The following is a 19132-nucleotide window of genomic DNA, read 5'->3' as shown; positions in this document are numbered from 1 at the left end:
TGAAAGATAAGAAAGTAAGCCTCAACCCAGCACGAACCGCCGCGACGCCCAATCGGAGCCGCTGAGTGCATCGCATTGAAAGGCAAGTATCAACGCCTGACCTGCTCGAATATCTCGTTCGATGTCACGGAAGCTGGATGTTGTTGGCTCTTGCCATCTCCAGCTCCATCGGACCGCTAGCCTGTCCAGCCGGCCTCGCCGATCCAGCGCAGGGCGCTCAGCGACGGCATGAACAGGTATTCGCCGCCCCTCAGGCGATTGAAGGTGGCGACGCCGTCCAGTCGGCGTCTCACCGGCGGCTGCGGCAGCGTGAAGCTGCCGGGCGTCTCGTGCAGGCCGACGACGGCGTCGCGCTCGGCACCAAGGTCGATGAAGTTGCCGCGGTTGATCCACTCCTGCTGGAGAAACTCGATGGTGTCGTAAGCGCGCGCGCTGATGAAGATGAAGAAGATGCCGCGGTCGCCATGCACATCGTCGGCCGCCGTCACGTCGCGGCGCCATTTGGGGCCGAAGGTCGAGGAGCGTCGAATGATGCGGTGGATGTTCACGTCGGTCAGGATCGTCAGCTTGCTGTCGCGCGGGTTCAGGCGCCGCATGTGGGACGCATGCGGGCATACGAAGCCGCGTGGGTCCTTCGAAAAATCGAAATCGTTGTTGCGAGTCGGGTCGGCGCCCAGGTCCGGATCGTCATGCTCGGGCGCGAGGATCAGCGGCGCGCCGCTGCGCCAGCGCCCGACCAGCTTGGCGGCCAGCAGCTCTTCCTCCTGCTCGCCGGAGGCATGGCTGCGCACGAAATCATTGAAGGCGCCGACCTGGCTGGCGTACTTGCGCAGCACCACGAAGGAGCCGTTGCGCCCCAATTCAGGCGGATCGGGCATCGCCACCGGCGCCCCGCTCTCGCTGTCTTCGCCGAGGATGAATTCGCCGGCCGCGATCGCACGCTCCTGGCCCGGCACCGGATCGACGCCGCTGCCGGCGACTGCCGGCTGCGAAATCGAATCGCGGAAGCCGAAGGGGTTCTTGGCGTCGGCATCGGCGCCGAAGGCATGGGTGCCGACCAGGGTCACGCCGTGCGAGCGCGCCAGTTCGCCCATGGCCTTGGCGCGCGCGACGTCGAGCGCGGCCTCGTCGCGCGCATAGATCGTCAGCGCGAGGTGGCAGGCGCCGGGGCGAAAGGCCTCGTCCCAGTGTTCGGGCGCATTGCCGCCGATGTCGCGCAGTTGTTCGGCGCGTGCCGCCATGCCTTGCTGGAAGGGCAGGGGAAAACTCTTCAGCGAGGATTCCGGCAGGCCCAGCGCCTTCAGGCCCTGGAAACTGAGAGCTGCGCCAATCCAGGCTTCGCGGTCGTCGGTCCAGCCAGCTGCGGAGGGAATGTGGGCGGCCAGGCGGCGCACCAGGTCGCGTCCTCCCTCCGCCTCGTCGATATGCAGCATCGCGTGGATGCCGACATAGGGTTCGGGGCGCGAGCGCAGGATCAGGGCCTGGATGTCGTCCAGGGCCAGCGTGACCCGTTCGCGCCGGAAGCGCGCCTTCAGATCGGTGAGCAGGCTCATGTCAGTAATCCACCCCTTCCGGCTGCGAGATCGCGGCCGTGAGCGTATCGAGCGCCTTGCGCGTCGTCTCGTCCGCGGGCGGATGCGCGGCCATGGCATCGAAGAAGGCATCCAGCGCCTTTTCCATGCGCTGGTAGCGGCGGGTATCGACCACTGTCACCTGCGGATTGGCGACGAACCAGCCGGCGGCGTCGATCTGGTGCGCGGCAATGAAGTCCTTCACTTGCGGACTGGCGATGCCGGGCCAGCCTTCCACGTTCGCAAACAGCAGGTCCATCAGTTCCGGGATCTTGGTCGCGAAATCGTTGATGTAGCTGTCCCAGTCGCCGTCATAGGTGGTGGCGAACAGGATGCGGGTGTCGTTGTCGAAGAAGACGAAACGCATGTCGTGCAAGGTGGAGACGCGCTGGGCGCCGTCCATATTGCCGTTGGTGAGATCGAAAATGCGGCGCAGGCGGTCGGCGCCGCCCGGCTTGAGCTGCGCGATGGCGGTCAGCTCGGACACGTTGCCGGATTGCTTGCCGGCGCGCCCGGCCGATCTGGCGCTGCCCTTCAGGTCGGGATTGTGCTTTCGCACCATCGCTTCCAGCGCGATCTTCGCAAGATGCGGCGCGTCGTGCGCCACCGCGTCGATGCGGCGCCTGACTTCCTGCAGCCAGGTTTCGTCGTCCAGGCGCGGATCGGTGGTTTTCTCGGTCATGGTTCTGGCTCCTCAGTCGGGAATGTCGGAAGGCTGCGATGGCTCCGTGCGCGGTCGCGCGTTCATCGTGTGGCGATATGCGCTCGAACGCTCATAGGCCGCGCGCCGGATGCGCATGATGCCGCCCAGCGGCCGGTGCGCCTCGATGCCGTTCCAGGGGTTGAAGGACAGGACGTCGTCGCCGTACACCTGGCGTCCGGGCGTGGCGCTGGGCTGCGCAGGGAAGCGCAGCGTGGCAATGGGGCGGTGCGGGGAACGCGCCTCGCTCCACGGTATGGCGGCGTCCTCGACCGGCATCGCCGCCAGGTCGACGCACAGCTGCGCCGACAGTTCATATTCCGCGCCCTGTTCGGCGAAGAAGGCGCTGACGGCGTCGCGCATGCAGGCGTCGTGCACCTCGCGCAGCGGCTGGCCGGCCAGCGCGCGTACCTCCGCGGACTTCGGCGCGAGCGCAAGCTTGGCGATGTAGTCGCCGAAGCGGATTGCCGCCTGCGTGTGGTAGGTCTCGCCGAGCGGATGGTGGTTGTCGCGCGCCAGGCCTTCGAGGGTGGCACCCGGCTCCAGGCCCAGTGCCTGCACCAGTTCCTTCGCGCCGCGCGCGGTGCCGGCGACCAGGCGCTGGAAGGTGTCCGGCGCATGCGCGTTCGCTTCGAGCAGCGCCAGCATCTGCTTGTACTTCGGGATGGTGCCGAAAGCGAGCACCGGGAAGTTCACCATCAGGAAGTCCTGGTTGGCGCCGGCAATGTCGGGCGACAGGCGTTCGCCGTCTACGCCCATCACCTTGAGCGCAAAGCCGCGCGGGGCGGGAATCTTGTCGGAGTGGATGTCGCCGGGCGCCGAGGACAGGCGCGCGACCACCTGGTAAGTGCGCGCCTCGGCAAAGATCCCCTGGCGCAGCTCGGGCGGCAAATCCGCATGGACCTCGAGCTCGCCCACCAGCAGGCCGTTCGACTTCGCATGGGCGTCGCGGATCCCGTGGCGGTGGCGCTCGAAGGCGCAGCGGTTGGTAGCCGCCATCCGTTCGACGATCTCTTCGGTCAGGCGCGCTTCGTCTTCAGCGACCGTTTCGACATCCGGGGTGTAGGGAAGGGGAAGCAAGATCATACCCTCCAAAAATTTGCTTTAAATGCATCATTGATGGGTATGTTAGGAGATAATTTGTTGCACCGCAACCGAGAGCACGCTCTAGCGTGCGGCTTGACGCTGCGGCCATCCGGGGCGTGCCCGGACCACCAACGCATCGGAGCTTGTGCGATGCGGGCAAGCCAAGCGGCGCCTGTCAGGCCGAACTGCACGCTCTCGTATCTGCAGCGTTGCCGGTTTAGAACGGTCCAGATGGGTCAGCTTTCGGCGCGAGGCGGCGCAATCGAGCGACGCCAGCTGGCCAGGTCTTGAGCGCACCCGGAAACAACAACGGCCGCATGCGGCCGTCATCAAAAGAGAAGAAAGTAAACCTCAGCCCAGCACGAACCGCCGCGACGCCCCGGCGCCAAAGGTCTGCCCGTTGGCCCCATACAAGGTCGATTCCGCGCCGCCGGTCGGCGTACGCAGCGCCTGCAGCACGGTCTGGTTATGCGCCATCTGGCGATTGATCAGCATGCCATTCACCCGGTTCAGTTCCTTGGCCTCCGCCGTGCGTGCCAGCAGTTCGGACCAGGATGAGCGCACAGCCTCGTCGCCGTGCGCCGCCAGCCAGGGGGCCATGCCCGCTTCCGCCGCGGGAAAACCCGCGCCGCCCAGGGTCGCGTGGCGCTGGCGCGAGAGTTGCGCCAGTTCCTGCACCAGCGCGACCTTGCGTGGCGTCACTTCTGCCAGTCCGTCCGCATCCGCCGCCACCAGCAGTTGCTGTTCCTGCTTCATCAGTTCCACCAGTGCGTCGATGCGCTGGCGTTCGGCGGGGAGGGTGGCGTTCGGACTGGTCATATCGCTTTATCGGTTGCGTGAGTGGAGCAGGTCGCGCACGGTATCGAGCAAGCCGTCCGCGATCCTTTCGGAATTGACTTGGAACTGCCCATCGGCAATTGCCATCTTGATACGTTCAACTTTCTTGGCATCGAACACTTCGTTCGCCTTGCCGGTACCGCTCGTTGCCTGGGCTTGCGACGACAGGCGTACGCTGTCGGTCTGGGCCGGGGCGGCGGTGGCGGCAGCCTTTTCCGCCTGCTTCGCGTTGGCTGCCGTGGTCTGATTCTGTTGTTGCAGGCCTTGCGGGCCTTTGAGGGTATCGTTGATTTTCACAGCATCATCCTTCTCTGTTCGGAGCAGGAACTCCGGGATCTGCACTGTGTAACGGCCGTACAGGCCCAAACTTTAGCGCGGATCCGCAAACAAAGAAGTTTTTTTACAATGCCACTTCGACGATGCCCCCCATCCGCGCCGTGCCGCTGATGATCGCCCCGCGCGGGGTGCGTACCTGCACCACCTGGCCCTCGCCGGCATTGCCAATCGCCTTGCCTTCGCCCGAGACCGAGAAGTTTTCCCCACGAGAAACGATACGCACCGCCTGGTTCTGCTGCACCACCGGTTTGCTCTTGAGCGAATCGAGGCGCAGCGGGGCGCCGGCCGGCAGCGAAACGATGGGCGTGCGGCCGATCGCCTGCGCCATCTCGGTGACGATCCCGTTCGGCATGGCGGCAATATCTCCCTGCATCGTGGTCAGCTGGCCGGCCTCGATGGCCTGGCCCTGGGCCAGCGGCACGGCGGCGGTCACGTAGTCGGCGATCACCGTCACCTGGGCCTGCAGGAACATGCTCCAGCTCGGGGCCGTGCAGCGCACGCCGACCGTGGTCTTGCCCCAGGGCCGGGCGCCCGGCTGCTGGAAGGCTTCCGGCGCCGGGCAGGCCGGCAGCGACAGGCGCGGGTCGACCGCGCCGATCTTCACTGTCACCTTGCCGGGCAGGCCGGCGCTTTGCGTCTGCAGATAGTGTTCCGCCACCTTGCGCAGCGCGGCGCCGTCCTGGCGCGCGCCTGGCGTCTGTGCCAGCGCCAGCGGCGCGGCCAGCAGCAGGAGGGTGAACAATCTCAAATTCTTGAACATGGCAAAAGAATGCTTTTCGATGCCTGCCATCTTAGGCGTCTTGATGCCGCAGTGAAACTTTGAATAGCCGGGGTTTGGGGCGCCTTATCGTTCGATTGGGTTGTGTTGCCCAAACGTATGATTCACGCTGTCCCAACCAGAAATCTGTCCGGAGGCGGCATGATCGGCAAACTCGACAACTACTTACGCTTCAACGAAACGGCGCTGTCCCTGCGGTCGCAGCGCCAGGAACTGTTGGCGTCCAACATCGCCAACGCCGACACCCCGAACTTCAAGGCGCGCGACATCGACTTCGCCAGCGCCATGCAGGGCGCCTTGTCGCGCGCGGCGAACCCCGGCAATCCGCTGGCCGCCACCAATGCGCGCCACCAGCAGCCGGCCGCCGACGGCAAGGCGCTGCCGGACGGCACCCCGGTGCTCTACCGCGGCGTGGTGCAGGGCGCGGTCGACGGCAACACGGTCGACATGGACGTCGAGCGCAACCAGTTCGCCGACAACGCGCTGCGTTACGAAGCCGGCATCACCATGATCAACCACCAGATCCGCGGCCTGCTGGCGGCGATCCAGAACGGTCAATAAGCCTTCAGAGGTCAGCCATCATGTCGCTCTTTAATATCTTCAATGTCTCCGGCTCGGCCATGAGCGCCCAGGCCCAGCGCCTGAACACGGTCGCCAGCAACCTCGCCAACGCCGACAGCGCCACCTCGAGCACCGGCGAAGCCTACCGCGCCAAGCAGGTCGTGTTCGAGGCGGTGCCGATGGCCACCGGCGGCACCGGCGTCAAGGTGCGCGAAGTGGTCGAAGATCCGTCGCCCCTGAAGCAGGTCTACGATCCCAAGCACCCGATGGCCGACGAGAAGGGCTATGTCTCGATGCCGAACGTGAACGCGGTGGACGAGATGGTGAACATGCTGTCGGCCTCGCGCTCGTACCAGAACAACGTCGAAACCATGAACGCGGCGAAAAGCATGCTGCTGAAAACCCTGACCCTGGGTCAATAATCCTAACGAGCCACCGATATGTCCACCGTAAACAGCGCCGCCGCCGGCACCTCGATCAACGACCTGATGGCGACCATGAACGCCAAGAAGACCGAGAAGGACGGCGTCCAGGCCGATACCGACAAGTTCATGACCCTGCTCGTGACCCAGCTGAAGAACCAGGACCCGCTGAACCCGCTCGACAACGCCCAGGTGACCAGCCAGCTGGCCCAGCTCCAGACCGTGACCGGCGTGAACAAGCTGAACGAGACGCTGGAGACGCTGAAGTCGAGCTACCAGTCGAGCGAGGCGCTGGCGGCGACCAACCTGATCGGCCATGGCGTGCTGGTCGAAGGCAGCAACCTGACGCTGGTGAAAGGCCAGTCGGTGTTCGGCATCGACCTGGCGACCGCGGCCGACAACGTGCAGGTGATCGTGACCGATCCGAAGACCGGCAAGGACGTGGCCACGATCGAGATGGGCGCGATGGAAGCCGGCGCCACCCCGCTGGCCTGGGACGGCAGCTCGGACGCGGTCGACGCCGCCACCCTCGCCGACGGCGGCTACACCTTCCGCATCGTCGCCACCCGCGGCGGCCAGCCGCTGACCGACGTCAAGGGCCTCACGCTCGACAGCGTGGCCAGTGTCAGCACCAATTCCAAGGACGGGGTCAAGTTGAACCTCGCGGGCAAGGGGGCCGTGACCCTCGCCGACATCAAACAAGTGCTTTAAATAAGCCGCTACCCCAATTCTTTCAGGAGAACCACATGTCTTTTCAACAAGGTCTGAGCGGCTTGAATGGTGCTGCGAAATCGCTGGACGTCATCGGTAACAACATCGCCAACGCCAGCACGGTCGGCTTCAAGGGCGCGCAGGCGCAGTTCGCCGACGTGTATGCCAGCTCGCTGAACGGCGCCGGCGGCATGACGGCCGGTATCGGCACCAAGGTGTCGCAGATCGCCCAGCAGTTCACCCAAGGCAATATCGAATCCTCGAACAACTCGCTCGACATCGCGATCAACGGCCAGGGCTTCTTCCGTACCGTGTCCTCGGGCATGGTGCAGTACACCCGCAACGGCCAATTCTCGCTGGACAAGGAAGGCTACATGGTCAACGCGGCCGGTTCGAAGCTGACCGGCTACGGCGTGGGCGTCACCGGCCAGGTGCTGGCCGGCGCCCCGATCCCGCTGCGGATCGACACCGCCAACCTGAAGCCGGTCTCGACCGCCAAGGTCGGCATCGAGATGAACCTCGACTCGCGCGCCGCGGCGCCGGCCGTGAATCCCTTCGACGCGGGCGACCCCAACACCTACAACAAGCAGACCCCGATCGACGTCTACGACACGCTGGGCAATCCGCACGTGCTGTCGACCTTCTACGTGAAGAACGGCTCGGGCACCTGGGACGTCTACGCGGCCAACGACGGCACCGAGATCACCAACCTGAAAGTGGCGCAGGCCGCGCAGGGCGACACCGCCGACTTCGCCGCCGTGAACGCGGCGCGCGCCGCCTGGGACGCGGCGACCAAGGCGATCCCGCCGGTGGCGGCGACGGTTGCCGCCGCGCTGGCGAACTACGCCACCGAAGCGTCGCGCATGGTGTCGGCGGCGGCCGGCACGGCCGGCGCCGACGCTGCCGGCCAGGCCGCGATCGTCGCCGCCGGCGCGGACGCGGCGCGCATCGCCGGCGCCTCGCCGGACCAGGTCGACAAGGCCATCGCGGCCGCGGTCAAGGTCCCGGCGGTGCCGATCGGCACCCTGCGCTTCGACGAGAACGGCGCCCTGAACGCGGTGACCACCCCGAACGGCGGCAAGTTCAACATCGACCTGCCGATCTTCCCGTCGACCGGCTCGGCCCAGACCCAGACGATGGAAATCGCCTACACCGGCACCACCCAGTACGGCACCTCGACCAGCGACAAGAAGCTGGTCCAGGACGGCTACACCGCCGGCAACCTGCAGCGTTTCTCGATCGGTGAAGAGGGCATCATCCTCGGCCAGTACAGCAACGGCCAGAGCAAGCCGCTGGGCCAGGTGGTGCTGGCCAACTTCACCAACCCCAACGGCCTCGAGCCGCTCGGCAACAACGCCTGGGCCGAATCGGCCGACTCGGGCACGCCGCTGGTCGGCGTGCCGGACTCGGGCAGCTTCGGCGTGCTGCAGTCGTCGGCGGTCGAGACCTCGAACGTCGACCTGACCGCCGAGCTGGTCAACATGATCACCGCGCAGCGCGTGTACCAGGCGAATGCGCAGACCATCAAGACGCAGGATTCGGTGTTGCAGACGTTGGTGAACATGCGCTAAGCGTGATTGGTTCGGCGCCGCGTTTGTTCAAGCGGTGAGGCCGCGTGGGTACGAGTACCCACCCTACGAAAAACGGTTTGGTAGGGTGGGTACTTGTACCCACGCGGTGGAACAGCAGCACATCGAAACGCATTACCCGGCACGTACAACGAAGGAAACAATCATGGACCGCTTGATCTACACCGCCGCCTCCGGCACCAAGCACATCCTGGAACAGCAGGCGACGACCTCGAACAACCTGGCGAACCTGAACACGACGGGTTTCCGTGCCCAGCTCGACACCTTCCGCGCCGTGCCGGTGCAAAGCGAAGGCCTGCCGACCCGTGCTTTCGTGGTCAACAACACGGTCGGCGCCGATTTTTCGTCCGGCCCGCTGCAGATCACCGGGCGCGACCTCGACGTCGCGGTCAAGGGCCCGGGCTGGATCGCGGTCCAGAACCCGGACGGCACCGAAAGCTATACCCGCAATGGCGCCCTGCAGATGAGCCCGAACGGCGTGCTGACCACGACCGGCGGCCAGACCATCATGGGCGAGGGCGGTCCGATCACGATCCCGCCGGACGTTACGGTCACCATCGGCGGCGACGGCACGATTTCCACGGTCTCGAACGCCGAGCGTCCGGCCGCGCCGGTCATCCTCGGCCGCCTGAAGCTGGTCAATCCGCCGACCCAGGACCTGGTGCGCGGCGACGACGGCCTGTTCCGCCTGAAGGATGGCGGCAACGCCCAAGTGGATCCGGCGGTCCGCGTCGCCGGCGGCGCCCTGGAGGGCAGCAACGTCAACGCGGTGGACGCGATGGTGACCATGATCGGGCTGGCGCGCAGCTTCGAAACGCAAATGAGCCTGATGAAGAACGCCGAGAATAACGCCGCGAAAGCCAGCCAGATCCTCGCTTTGAACTAAGTGTTTCTCCAGCATAATTCTATTATGCATGGCGGCCGGCACCTGCCGATCCCGCCGCCAAAAGGAGAAACCCATGATTCGTTCGCTGTTCATCGCCAAGACCGGCCTCGAGGCGCAGCAGACCAACCTCGACGTCATCACCAACAACCTCGCCAACGTCAGCACCAACGGCTTCAAGCGTTCGCGTGCGGTGTTCGAGGACCTGCTGTACCAGACCGTGCGCCAGCCCGGCGCCCAATCGTCGCAGCAAACCAACCTGCCGTCCGGCCTGCAGCTGGGCACCGGCGTGCGCGCCGTCTCGACCGAGCGCATCTTCACCCAGGGTAACCCGCAGGAAACGGGCAACTCGAAGGACGTGATGATCAACGGCACCGGCTTCTTCCCCGTGCTGCTGCCCGACGGCACCCAGGCGTACACCCGCGACGGTTCCTTCCAGGTCGATTCCAACGGCACCCTGGTCACCTCCAGCGGCTATCCGGTGCAGCCGCCGATCACGATTCCGGCCAACGCCGAGACGATCACCGTCGGCCGCGACGGCACCGTGTCGGTGAAAACGGCCGGCACCACCGCCACCACCCAGATCGGCAACCTGCAATTGATGACCTTCGTGAATCCGGCCGGCCTGGAATCGAAGGGCGAGAACCTGTACATGGAAACCACCGCCTCGGGCAACCCGAACGCGAACACCCCGGGCACCAACGGCGCCGGCGTGCTGATGCAGGGCTACGTCGAGACCTCGAACGTCAACGTGGTCGAGGAGATGGTCAACATGATCCAGACCCAGCGCGCCTACGAGATCAATTCGAAGGCGATCACGACCTCCGACCAGATGCTGCAGAAGCTGGCCCAGCTGTAATCGTTCACGTTTACATCATGAAGAAACTCGCATTCATCGCGGCCGCCCTGGTCCTCACCGGCTGCGCCACCACCCCGAGCTCGATCGTGCAGGAAACGCGCAGCGCGCGTCCGGCGCTGGCCGAGGTCGCGCCGCCGACCGATGGCGCCATCTATAACGCCGCGCGCTACCGCCCAATGTTCGAAGACCGCCGCGCGCGCCAGGTGGGCGACCTGCTGACCATCAACATCGTCGAGAAGACCTCGGCCAACAAGAGCGGCGCCAGCTCGGGCAACAAGACGGGCAGCGCCACGTTTGGCCTGCCGGGCCCGCTGCAGTCGAGGCTGGGCGCGAGCGTCGGCACCGAAGGCGGCATCAAGTTCGCCGACGGCGACAACCAGAGCGCCAGCAATGCCTTCACCGGCACCATCGGCGTGACCGTCACCGAGGTGCTTGCCAACGGCAATTTGATCGTCGCCGGCGAGAAGCAGGTCGCGATGAACAAGGGCATCGAGTTCATCCGCTTCTCGGGGCTCGTCAGCCCCGACACCATCCAGACGGGCAACGTCGTCTCGTCGACCGTGGTGGCCGACGCGCGCGTCGAGTACCGCACCAACAGCCGCATCGACCGCGCCGAGGTGAATTCGATGATGTCGCGCTTCTTCCAGTCGCTGCTGCCGTTCTGATTTTTCCGGAGTGATGATGCGTTTTACCTTTCCGCTGCTGGCGCTGTGCGCCGCTCTCGCAAGCACGATCGCCGCACCGATGGCCCAGGCCGAGCGCCTGAAGGACATGGCCAGCATCGCCGGCGTGCGCCAGAACCAGTTGTCGGGCTACGGCCTGGTGGTGGGCCTGGACGGCACCGGCGACCAGACCAGCCAGACCCCGTTCACCGTGCAGTCGATCATCGCCATGCTGCAGCAGAAGGGCGTGAACCTGCCGCCGACCGGCCAGCTGCAACTGAAAAACGTCGCGGCCGTGATGGTCACGACCTCGCTGCCGGCCTTTGCCCAGCCGGGCCAGACCATCGACATCACCGTGTCCTCGATCGGCAACGCGAAGAGCCTGCGCGGCGGCACCCTCCTGATGACGCCGCTACACGGCGCGGACGGCCAGGTCTACGCCATGGCGCAGGGTAACGTGCTGGTGGGTGGCGTGGGCGCCTCCGCCGGTGGCGCCCAGGTGCAGGTCAACCATCTGTCGGTCGGCAAGATCTCGGCCGGCGCCACCGTCGAGCGCGCGGTGCCGTCGAACCTGGGCGAGAACAACCAGATCCGCCTGGAACTGAACGACACCGACTTCGCTACCGCCAGCCGCGTGGTAACCGCCGTGAACGACCAGTTCGGCGCCGGCACCGCCACCGCCCTCGACGGGCGCGTGATCCGCGTGCGTACCCCGGCCTCGTCGGATGCGCGCGTGAGCTTCATCGGCCTGCTGGAAAACATCGACGTCAAGCCGGCCGCGGCCGCCGCCAAGGTGATCCTGAACGCGCGCACCGGCTCGGTGGTGATGAACCAGGCCGTCACCCTCGATACCTGCGCCATCTCGCACGGCAACCTGTCGGTGACGATCGGCGCCGACCAGAACGTCAGCCAGCCGGCCCCGGGCTCGCGCGGCCAGACCGTGGTCACGACCACCCCGACCGTGGAGGTCAAGAAGGACCCGGGCAAGGTGCTGCTGGTGAAGGGCGGCGCCTCGCTGGCGGAAGTGGTCAAGGCCATGAATTCGATCGGTGCGACCCCGCAAGACCTGCTGGCCATCCTGCAGGCGCTGAAGGCCGCCGGTTCGCTGCGCGCCGAACTCGAGATCATCTAAGGACGCCGCATGATCCCTTCCAAGCACGACCTGAGCAGCAAGTTCGCGCTCGACGTCCAGGACCTCGGCAAACTGAAGCAGTCGGCCAAGGCCGGCTCGAACGATGCCATGCGCGGCGCCGCGACCCAGTTCGAGGCCCTGTTCATCAACCAGATGATGAAGACCATGCGCGAGGCCACGCCCCAGGAAGGCGTGATGGACAACCAGCAGACGAAGATGTTCACGTCCATGCTCGACCAGCAGCTCAGCCAGAACCTGGCCAAGCGCGGCATGGGCCTGGCCGACGTGCTGGTGCGCCAGCTGTCGGTGCAGACCGACGCCAAGGCGCTGGCGATCGGCGCCGATGCCGGCACCGCGTCCGCCGTGGTCGGCAGGAACGGCGTCGCCGAGGCGCTCGACATCCCGGTCAAGGGCAAGCTCGGACCGCTGAAGGAAGGCCTGGACGCCGGCCTGCAGACCCAGGGCATCAACGGCGCCGGCCGGGTCCAGCCGGCCCACGTGCGCGCCTTCCAGGAAAAGCTCGGCGCCCACGCGGCCGCGGCGGAAGAAGTCACCGGCGTGCCGGCCAAGTTCATGCTGGGCCAGGCGGCCCTCGAAACCGGCTGGGGCCGGCGCATGATCCGCAATGCCGACGGCACGAACGCCAACAACCTGTTCGGCATCAAGGCCGGCCCGGGCTGGAAGGGCAAGGTCGCGACCGCCGTGACCACCGAATACATCAACGGCAAGCCGCACCAGAAGGTCGAGAAGTTCCGTGCCTACGACACCCCGGGCGACTCGTTCAAGGATTACGCGCGCATGCTGGCGAACAATCCGCGCTACGAAAAAGTGCTCGACAGCGCAGGCGACGCCTCGGCCTTCGCGCACGGCCTGCAGCGCGCCGGCTACGCGACCGACCCGCAATACGGGGCTAAGTTGTCAAAAATTATCAAGAACTCCCTGGCGTAACGAGTGTCCTGACCGCGGCGGCATTCAAGTTTTGGCAATGCCTGCCGTAGAACATAACAACAGATAGAGAAACGACATGTCCGGAAACCTCCTCAGCATCGGCAAGACTGGCCTGTACGCGGCGCAGACGGCGCTGGCGACGACCGGCCACAACATCACCAACGCCAACGTGGACGGCTACAGCCGCCAGGGCGTGGTGCAGGCCACGTCGACGTCGATGGAGTTCGGCTACGGATTTGTCGGCACCGGCACCAAGATCGCCGAGATCAAGCGCTACAGCGACGAATTCCTGAACAACCAGGTGCGCACCGCGACCGCCTCGAAATCCTCGCTCGACGCCTACTACAACCAGATCAGCCAGATCGACAACCTGCTGGCCGACACCACCTCGGGCCTGTCGCCGGCGCTCCAGAACTTCTTCTCGGCGGTGCAGGAAGTGGCCGGCAACGGCGCCTCCGGCCCATCGCGCCAGGCCCTGCTGTCCGCGGCCGAGACCCTGTCCGGCAGCTTCCAGCAGATCGACGCGCGCCTGGAAGAGATCGATTCCGGCGTGAACACCGAGATCGAGACCAACGTCAACCTGATCAACGCCTATGCGCGCCAGATCTCGGAGCTGAACGGGAAGATCGGCTCCTACGGCTCGATCGAAGGGCGCCAGCCGAACGATCTGCTCGACCAGCGCGACCAGCTGGTGATGGAGCTGAACAAGCACGTCAAGGCGACCGTCACGGCCGGCAGCAACAATGCGCTGAACGTCTCGATCGGCACCGGCCAGCCGCTGGTCGTGGGCCAGCAGTCGTTCCAGCTGGCGACCATGAAGTCGCCGACCGACCAGACCCGCCTGACGGTCGGCTATGCCACCGCCGACAAAGTGGTGGCGCTGCCGGAAAGCGCGCTCGCCGGCGGCGAACTGGGCGGCCTGCTCGAGTTCCGCACCAATACCCTGGACCGCGTCCAGAACCAGATCGGCCGCCTCGCGATCGGCCTGGCCTCGACCTTCAACGCCCAGCACAAGCTCGGCATCGATGCCACCGGCCAGCAGGGCAAGGATTTCTTCGTGCAGGCCCCGGCCTACGTCGGCGCGGCGGTAGACAACGCCATTACCAGCACCGCCAAGGTCGGCGCGGCCGTCACGGATCCCACCAAGCTGACCGACAGCGACTACAAGATTGAGTCCGACGGCACCGACTTCTACATCACGCGCCTGTCCGACCGCCAGAAGACCAAGGTCGAACCCTACGACCCGGCCGGCACCACCTTCGAGAAGGACGGCGTCGCCTTCACGATCACCGGCAACGCGGCCGCCGGCGACAACTACCTGGTGCGCCCGACCGCTTACGGTGCTTCCGGCATGGACGTGGCTCTGAGCCACGTGAACCAGATCGCCGCCGCCACCCCGATCGCGACCGCCGTCCCGAACGAGAACAAGGGCAGCGCCAAGCTGAGCGCCGGCGCCGTGGACAGCAGCTTCTTCGGCACGCCGCCCAGCCTGCCGGTCACGCTGCGCTACGACAGCGCCGCCGACAACCTCTCGGGCTTCCCGAGCGGCGCCACCGTGACCATGACCCTGAACGGCACGACCACCACCTATACCGGCGGCAGCGCGCCCTACAAGGCCAACGCCAGCTACAGCTTCAGCGGCATGAACGTGAGCACCAGCGGCGTGCCCCAGGACGGCGACAGCTTCACCATCAGCGCCAACACCGGCGCCAGCGCCGACACGCGCAACATCCAGGCCCTGGCCGCGCTGCAGACCACCAACATCTTCGACGGCGGCAAGGCGACCTACCAGTCGGCCTTTGCCCAGACCGTCAGCACGGTCGGCAACAAGACGCGCGAAGTGCAGGTCAACGCCAGCGCCAACGAAGCCCTGCTCAAGCAGGTGCAGGGCGCCGCGCTCGACGTCTCGGGCGTCAACCTGGACGAGGAAGCGACCAACCTGCTGAAGTACCAGCAGGCCTACCAGGCGGCCGGCAAGGTCATGCAGATCGCCAGCAGCATCTTCGACACCCTGCTGTCGATCGGGCGCTGATACGGCAGCCCGCGGAGAATAGAACATGCGCATCAGTACCCGAAGCATCTACGAGAACGCCACCACCCAGCTCAACACGCTGCAGTCGCAGATGGCGAAGACCCAGAACCAGCTGTCGACCAACCGGCGCATGCTGACCGCCGCCGACGACCCGATCGCCTCGGCGCGCGCGCTGGAAGTGACGCAGTCGCAGTCGCTCAACACCCAGTACGCGACCAACCGCGGGAACGCGAACGATTCGCTGGCGCTGGTGGAAAGCGCGCTCAGCGACGGCGCCGACCTGGTCATGGACGTGCAGACCCTGGTGGTGCAGGCCGGCGGCGGCGCGCTGTCGCGCGAGCAGCGCCTGATGATCGCGACCGAGATCGAAGGCCGCATGCAGGACCTGCTGGGCGTGGCGAACCGGGCCGACGGCAACGGCGGCTACCTGTTCTCGGGCTACAAGGGCAGCACCGTTCCCTTCGTCCAGACCGACAGCGGCGCCATCTACCAGGGCGACCAGGGCCAGCGCATGCTGCAGGTCGGCCCTTCGCGCTCGATCGCGATCAGCGACTCGGGCAACGCCATCTTCGAGAACAACCGCACCGGCAACGGCACTACCCAGACCATTATGGTCGACGGCAACAAGGGCGGGGCGGTCGCCACCTCGGGCTCGGTGACCGACGCCAGCAAGCTGACCGGCCACAACTACACGCTGGAATTCAAGGTCAGCGGCAGCCCGGCCGTGACCACCTACAGCGTGACCGACGAGAGCACCACGCCGAAGAACGTGGTGCTGGCCGACGAGCCCTATGTCGCCGGCAAGCAGATCGCCTTCGACGGCACCTCGTTCACGATCAGCGGCGCCCCGGCCGACGGCGACAAGTTCGAGGTCAAGCCGAGCCAGCGCGAATCGATCTTCACCACCATGACCGACCTGGTCGCGGCCCTGCGCGCATCCGGCGACGATACCACCAGCCTGGCCGCGCTGAACAACAAGCTCACGACCGCCAGCGAAGGCCTGAAGTCCTCGCTCGACAACATGCTGACCGTGCGCGCCTCGATCGGCTCGCGCATGAAGGAACTCGACTACCTGGAGGACTCGGGCGCCGACCTGGGCCTGCAGTACGCGGGCACCCTGTCGCGGCTGCAGGACCTGGACATCGTGAAGGCGATCTCGCAGTACGCGACCCAGCAGACCACGCTGGAAGCGGCGCAGAAATCGTTCAAGACCATGTCGGGGCTGTCGCTGTTCAACTACATCGGCTAAGCGCGCCGCGCTTTCGTCGGGTGGGTTCTCGAACCCACTGTGGCGGCCGGTGCGTTATCGCGCCGCCGCTGTCTTTCGCGTCGACCGGTTGAATGCGCAACCCGAAGCGGACACTCAGCTATCGAGCTTGCGTGCCTTGTCGCGCGCTTGCTCCTCTGGAGTCAGCGGCACGAAAGGTCCCTGCATACGGCGCTTCAAGTACCGCTCGCCATCCGGGGAATTGAAAGCCTTCCACAACCTGATGACGACATAGGCAATATCAACGACAGTGATCGTCAGACCAATTGCGCGTACGTTCATTGCTTTCTCCTCAGGTGTGCGGTTCAGGGAAAACGGGCCTTTGAAACAAGCATACCATGTTGTCAGGCTTGTAAAATTGGTTTTTCAGGAACGTCCGCCTTTAGCCGGTTGCAGCCCTGTTGGAGCGTCCGCTAACGACCCTTTACGGTCCTACACGTCGCCTCACCAGGACATTTCGCTCTCACATCAGTTGCACGCCTCATTCAATCGATTCGACACGAAGATCGCTGCTCCCATTTTGCGAGGCTTTACGTTCAACGGTAACTCGTACCGAAGACCGTTCTCCGCGTACGCTCACTTGATAAAGGTCATAGCCCGGAGTGAATTTATCATCGTGACTTATGCTGCTCTGTACAGACGTAATACCAACGAGTTTTGCAGAGCTAATCGGCCCTATCTGATTGATGACCTGCTGATCGCCTTTTACGAATGTAAGCACTTCTGCAGCATATGGAGCATTCTGCATCCACACGCTGCCTACCCATCCAGCCACCCCGCATGCAACTAGAAAGAGCGCGACCTTCTTTACCGTAATCTTCATTTGATGTGTGTTTTACTGGGTGTGATGCAGCACTGGCAAGGGCTGCTTCTGGCCGGTTGCGGACGTCCGGTAGCGTCCGCTTACGACCCGAAGCAGACCTTAATCGGCTGTCGCCAGACCCTTGCGGCTCCTGATCCATATCCATGCCCAAATACCCGCCGCCCCGACTGTGAAACCGCCTCCGCCAGCGATTGCAATGGATATTGGTCGAACGGGAGCGGCATCTCCTAGCAGCGCGTTGAGACTGAAATACGTGGCGATAGAAATCGCTGCAAAGATCACCCCCATCTTGCCGACCCGCCTTCCGGCGTAGCGCCATCGTTCCGTGCACAGTGCCCACATGACTCCTACCGCTACCAATGGGCTAATGACAGCGCAAAGAATGAAGCCTAAAAAGAGCAAAAAGGTAAAGTGCATACCTAACTCCACTGGTGACTACTTCGACGGTCGAGAACGTCCGCTTTTGGCTGCGTATTCAATCGGTCGGCGCGGCCCAGTCTACCCGGCTGTTGCTTGCTGAGCAACTACGGGGTTTTTGTTAGGCGCTTTCAATCTTGTCTACCGGGCTTAGTATTGCGCGAGCATACCAAGTATCTAGAGGGGTTTTCTTAACGTTCTCAAGTAGCCTGCGCACGTGCTGTTCTCGCTTCTCAATCACGTGCTTGTGGACTGCTTTAACGAGATCTTGAAAAGTAACTCTTTCGTTGCGATCATCTACGAACTCAACTCTTTTGACATTGCTCTTAATCCAATAGAAGGGCTCCGGTCTAGGGCCAATCACGAGTTCTGGAAGCGCGCTTTCCAAGTTTCCTTCACCTGCGTGCGCAACAATAGTATTGCGATATTTTATTATCTTGTCATGACAAGCGCGCATATGTGCCGGAATCACGCTTTTCTCTAGTTTTACCCTGCGCCCTTTGGCTTCCGCAAAACACTTTGCGTAAATTATGACTGCGCTGATCCATAGCGCCTTGATGACTCTTGGTACAGGGCCTTCAGTCGGCAGCACAAATTCATCGTGGAGTTTTGCGTTTGGCGGAGGTATAGACGTTCGTTCACCCTTCAATCTGAACGCTTCTTTAAGATACTCCTGAGCATCTTCTAAATCCAAATCGATGAGGGTATATCCCGAGTGCTGAATTGCTATATGGCCGTCCAGCGCGACCTTCGGGCAGATAGTTCCCTTATAGCGATAAGTCCTATCTAGTCTTCCAGTTAGAGCGCATAGATCGATTTGTTCGTCGAGATCAGGTAATTTCAGCATTGGATACCTCATTTTTGATATTCAGAGTCCGAACGGCCGCTTCTGGCCGGTCGCAATCCCTTGCGAAAGAAAGTGTACGGTGTATGTTGCTTTACTTCAAGATGAGTTTGCCGAAAGTCGTCGCTCCGCGCCAAGGCGCGCCATCAGCTCTGGCGAAGGTAATCCCGTCTGACTCCAGTCGCGCTCGCCGACACGCCGCACTCGCTGCTTCGATGCGGCCCGCGTACGCGTTCCGGCGCCGCCGTGGCATTCGCGTAACGCCGCCCCACGCTTCCCGCGCACCTTGACGCAGCGCGTGGAGCGCGCCGCCGCGCTCCCTACCATGGGCTGGCTCGACGAGCGACGTGCGGCGTTGGTCTGCAACGCCCTTCCTTCACCCCTTGAAAAGGAAACGCGATGATCTATCTGCTGGCGGCGATCCTGACCGGACACGCCCTGGGCCACTTCGTCCCGACCGGGCGCGGCACCTACCTGTTGTGCCTGCCTTTCAGCGCCGCCGTCTACCTCGTGGTGCGCCTGGTGATGGCCTCCATGAGCGACACGTCGGCTGCACAGGCGCCCGTCGAACTGATGCTGGCTGCCGGCCTGTTCTATTCGCCCCTGGCCATGCTGGGCGTGTACCTCGCGCGCCGCCGCGCCAGGCGCGGTTTCGACGATTAGAGAGGAACAGG

Annotated in this window: 21 protein-coding genes; 12 read left to right on the top strand and 9 right to left on the bottom strand. The window is 64.4% G+C overall.

All coding sequences use genetic code 11. The annotated features are described in order from the left end of the window. Positions 1–176: 176 nt before the first annotated feature. The 6 genes from ACFOPH_RS13270 to flgA form a co-directional block, all read right to left on the bottom strand. Positions 177–1553: a Dyp-type peroxidase gene (locus ACFOPH_RS13270; RefSeq protein WP_312548590.1), complete on the bottom strand. Its 1377-nt coding sequence runs from the start codon at positions 1551–1553 to the stop codon at positions 177–179. Position 1554: 1 nt separating this feature from the next. After that, a complete protein-coding gene (locus tag ACFOPH_RS13265) occupies positions 1555–2253 on the bottom strand; it encodes a hypothetical protein (RefSeq protein WP_312548591.1) in 699 nt (232 codons plus the stop codon). Positions 2254–2265: 12 nt separating this feature from the next. Further along, on the bottom strand, positions 2266–3357 hold the full coding sequence (locus ACFOPH_RS13260; RefSeq protein ID WP_312548592.1) for a catalase family protein: 1092 nt from the start codon (positions 3355–3357) through the stop codon (positions 2266–2268). Positions 3358–3708: 351 nt separating this feature from the next. Continuing rightward, entirely contained in the window at positions 3709–4176 is a 468-nt protein-coding gene (locus tag ACFOPH_RS13255; RefSeq protein ID WP_312548593.1) for a flagella synthesis protein FlgN, read from the bottom strand. A gap of 6 nt (positions 4177–4182) precedes the next feature. Next, positions 4183–4491 (bottom strand): flagellar biosynthesis anti-sigma factor FlgM, encoded by a 309-nt coding sequence (flgM, locus tag ACFOPH_RS13250; RefSeq protein WP_312548595.1) that lies wholly within the window; start codon positions 4489–4491, stop codon positions 4183–4185. Positions 4492–4594: 103 nt separating this feature from the next. After that, positions 4595–5290, bottom strand: a complete 696-nt coding sequence (gene flgA / locus ACFOPH_RS13245; RefSeq protein WP_312548597.1) for a flagellar basal body P-ring formation chaperone FlgA — start codon at positions 5288–5290, stop codon at positions 4595–4597. Between the two features lie 159 nt (positions 5291–5449). On the opposite strand from flgA, the gene flgB reads away from it, so the two are divergent. From flgB to flgL, 11 genes are all read left to right on the top strand, one after another. Continuing rightward, positions 5450–5869 (top strand): flagellar basal body rod protein FlgB, encoded by a 420-nt coding sequence (gene flgB, locus ACFOPH_RS13240; protein WP_312548598.1) that lies wholly within the window; start codon positions 5450–5452, stop codon positions 5867–5869. 20 nt (positions 5870–5889) lie between these two features. Continuing rightward, positions 5890–6291 (top strand): flagellar basal body rod protein FlgC, encoded by a 402-nt coding sequence (gene flgC, locus ACFOPH_RS13235; RefSeq protein WP_312548599.1) that lies wholly within the window; start codon positions 5890–5892, stop codon positions 6289–6291. Between the two features lie 18 nt (positions 6292–6309). After that, complete coding sequence (locus ACFOPH_RS13230; RefSeq protein ID WP_312548600.1) at positions 6310–7002, top strand: flagellar hook assembly protein FlgD; 693 nt, start codon at positions 6310–6312, stop codon at positions 7000–7002. A gap of 35 nt (positions 7003–7037) precedes the next feature. Then, complete coding sequence (locus ACFOPH_RS13225; protein ID WP_379735712.1) at positions 7038–8573, top strand: flagellar hook protein FlgE; 1536 nt, start codon at positions 7038–7040, stop codon at positions 8571–8573. 163 nt (positions 8574–8736) lie between these two features. Next, on the top strand, positions 8737–9477 hold the full coding sequence (gene flgF / locus ACFOPH_RS13220; RefSeq protein ID WP_312550736.1) for a flagellar basal-body rod protein FlgF: 741 nt from the start codon (positions 8737–8739) through the stop codon (positions 9475–9477). A 73-nt stretch (positions 9478–9550) separates the two neighbouring features. Beyond that, positions 9551–10333: a flagellar basal-body rod protein FlgG gene (gene flgG, locus ACFOPH_RS13215; protein ID WP_312550735.1), complete on the top strand. Its 783-nt coding sequence runs from the start codon at positions 9551–9553 to the stop codon at positions 10331–10333. 17 nt (positions 10334–10350) lie between these two features. Further along, the gene (locus tag ACFOPH_RS13210) at positions 10351–10998 is read left to right on the top strand and encodes a flagellar basal body L-ring protein FlgH (RefSeq protein ID WP_312550734.1); all 648 of its coding nucleotides are present in this window, start codon (positions 10351–10353) and stop codon (positions 10996–10998) included. A gap of 16 nt (positions 10999–11014) precedes the next feature. Next, a complete protein-coding gene (locus ACFOPH_RS13205) occupies positions 11015–12127 on the top strand; it encodes a flagellar basal body P-ring protein FlgI (protein WP_312550733.1) in 1113 nt (370 codons plus the stop codon). 9 nt (positions 12128–12136) lie between these two features. Further along, positions 12137–13075: a flagellar assembly peptidoglycan hydrolase FlgJ gene (gene flgJ / locus ACFOPH_RS13200; protein ID WP_312550732.1), complete on the top strand. Its 939-nt coding sequence runs from the start codon at positions 12137–12139 to the stop codon at positions 13073–13075. A 76-nt stretch (positions 13076–13151) separates the two neighbouring features. Further along, a complete protein-coding gene (gene flgK, locus ACFOPH_RS13195) occupies positions 13152–15107 on the top strand; it encodes a flagellar hook-associated protein FlgK (protein ID WP_312550731.1) in 1956 nt (651 codons plus the stop codon). Between the two features lie 25 nt (positions 15108–15132). Next, positions 15133–16356, top strand: coding sequence for a flagellar hook-associated protein FlgL (flgL, locus tag ACFOPH_RS13190; protein WP_312550730.1), 1224 nt, complete (start codon positions 15133–15135; stop codon positions 16354–16356). 114 nt (positions 16357–16470) lie between these two features. On the opposite strand, the gene ACFOPH_RS13185 is transcribed toward flgL, so the two are convergent. The 3 genes from ACFOPH_RS13185 to ACFOPH_RS13175 form a co-directional block, all read right to left on the bottom strand. Continuing rightward, a complete protein-coding gene (locus ACFOPH_RS13185; RefSeq protein WP_312550729.1) occupies positions 16471–16656 on the bottom strand; it encodes a hypothetical protein in 186 nt (61 codons plus the stop codon). 199 nt (positions 16657–16855) lie between these two features. Beyond that, a complete protein-coding gene (locus tag ACFOPH_RS13180) occupies positions 16856–17197 on the bottom strand; it encodes a hypothetical protein (RefSeq protein ID WP_379735708.1) in 342 nt (113 codons plus the stop codon). Between the two features lie 538 nt (positions 17198–17735). Beyond that, entirely contained in the window at positions 17736–18461 is a 726-nt protein-coding gene (locus ACFOPH_RS13175; RefSeq protein WP_312550725.1) for a hypothetical protein, read from the bottom strand. A 396-nt stretch (positions 18462–18857) separates the two neighbouring features. Here ACFOPH_RS13175 and ACFOPH_RS13170 point away from each other — a divergent pair, with 396 nt between their 5' ends. Then, positions 18858–19121 carry a hypothetical protein gene (locus tag ACFOPH_RS13170; RefSeq protein ID WP_312550724.1) on the top strand — a complete coding sequence of 88 codons (264 nt, stop codon included), beginning with the start codon at positions 18858–18860 and terminating at the stop codon, positions 19119–19121. The last annotated feature ends 11 nt before the right edge of the window (positions 19122–19132 follow it).

Origin of the sequence: Massilia haematophila (assembly GCF_042647645.1) — a bacterium.
GTDB lineage: Bacteria > Pseudomonadota > Gammaproteobacteria > Burkholderiales > Burkholderiaceae_D > Telluria > Telluria haematophila.
The sequence above is the reverse complement of the archived record's forward strand: the minus strand, read 5'-3'. Positions and strand labels throughout refer to the sequence as shown.

Excerpts from the sequence above, each read along its gene's own strand:
- ACFOPH_RS13270 (WP_312548590.1), bottom strand. The coding sequence starts at position 1,553 with ATGAGCCTGCTCACCGATCTGAAGGCGCGCTTCCGGCGCGAACGGGTC.
- ACFOPH_RS13265 (WP_312548591.1), bottom strand. The coding sequence starts at position 2,253 with ATGACCGAGAAAACCACCGATCCGCGCCTGGACGACGAAACCTGGCTG.
- ACFOPH_RS13260 (WP_312548592.1), bottom strand. The coding sequence starts at position 3,357 with ATGATCTTGCTTCCCCTTCCCTACACCCCGGATGTCGAAACGGTCGCT.
- ACFOPH_RS13255 (WP_312548593.1), bottom strand. The coding sequence starts at position 4,176 with ATGACCAGTCCGAACGCCACCCTCCCCGCCGAACGCCAGCGCATCGAC.
- flgA (WP_312548597.1), bottom strand. The coding sequence starts at position 5,290 with ATGTTCAAGAATTTGAGATTGTTCACCCTCCTGCTGCTGGCCGCGCCG.
- flgB (WP_312548598.1), top strand. The coding sequence starts at position 5,450 with ATGATCGGCAAACTCGACAACTACTTACGCTTCAACGAAACGGCGCTG.
- flgC (WP_312548599.1), top strand. The coding sequence starts at position 5,890 with ATGTCGCTCTTTAATATCTTCAATGTCTCCGGCTCGGCCATGAGCGCC.
- ACFOPH_RS13230 (WP_312548600.1), top strand. The coding sequence starts at position 6,310 with ATGTCCACCGTAAACAGCGCCGCCGCCGGCACCTCGATCAACGACCTG.
- ACFOPH_RS13225 (WP_379735712.1), top strand. The coding sequence starts at position 7,038 with ATGTCTTTTCAACAAGGTCTGAGCGGCTTGAATGGTGCTGCGAAATCG.
- flgF (WP_312550736.1), top strand. The coding sequence starts at position 8,737 with ATGGACCGCTTGATCTACACCGCCGCCTCCGGCACCAAGCACATCCTG.
- flgG (WP_312550735.1), top strand. The coding sequence starts at position 9,551 with ATGATTCGTTCGCTGTTCATCGCCAAGACCGGCCTCGAGGCGCAGCAG.
- ACFOPH_RS13210 (WP_312550734.1), top strand. The coding sequence starts at position 10,351 with ATGAAGAAACTCGCATTCATCGCGGCCGCCCTGGTCCTCACCGGCTGC.
- ACFOPH_RS13205 (WP_312550733.1), top strand. The coding sequence starts at position 11,015 with ATGCGTTTTACCTTTCCGCTGCTGGCGCTGTGCGCCGCTCTCGCAAGC.
- flgJ (WP_312550732.1), top strand. The coding sequence starts at position 12,137 with ATGATCCCTTCCAAGCACGACCTGAGCAGCAAGTTCGCGCTCGACGTC.
- flgK (WP_312550731.1), top strand. The coding sequence starts at position 13,152 with ATGTCCGGAAACCTCCTCAGCATCGGCAAGACTGGCCTGTACGCGGCG.
- flgL (WP_312550730.1), top strand. The coding sequence starts at position 15,133 with ATGCGCATCAGTACCCGAAGCATCTACGAGAACGCCACCACCCAGCTC.
- ACFOPH_RS13185 (WP_312550729.1), bottom strand. The coding sequence starts at position 16,656 with ATGAACGTACGCGCAATTGGTCTGACGATCACTGTCGTTGATATTGCC.
- ACFOPH_RS13180 (WP_379735708.1), bottom strand. The coding sequence starts at position 17,197 with ATGAAGATTACGGTAAAGAAGGTCGCGCTCTTTCTAGTTGCATGCGGG.
- ACFOPH_RS13175 (WP_312550725.1), bottom strand. The coding sequence starts at position 18,461 with ATGCTGAAATTACCTGATCTCGACGAACAAATCGATCTATGCGCTCTA.
- ACFOPH_RS13170 (WP_312550724.1), top strand. The coding sequence starts at position 18,858 with ATGATCTATCTGCTGGCGGCGATCCTGACCGGACACGCCCTGGGCCAC.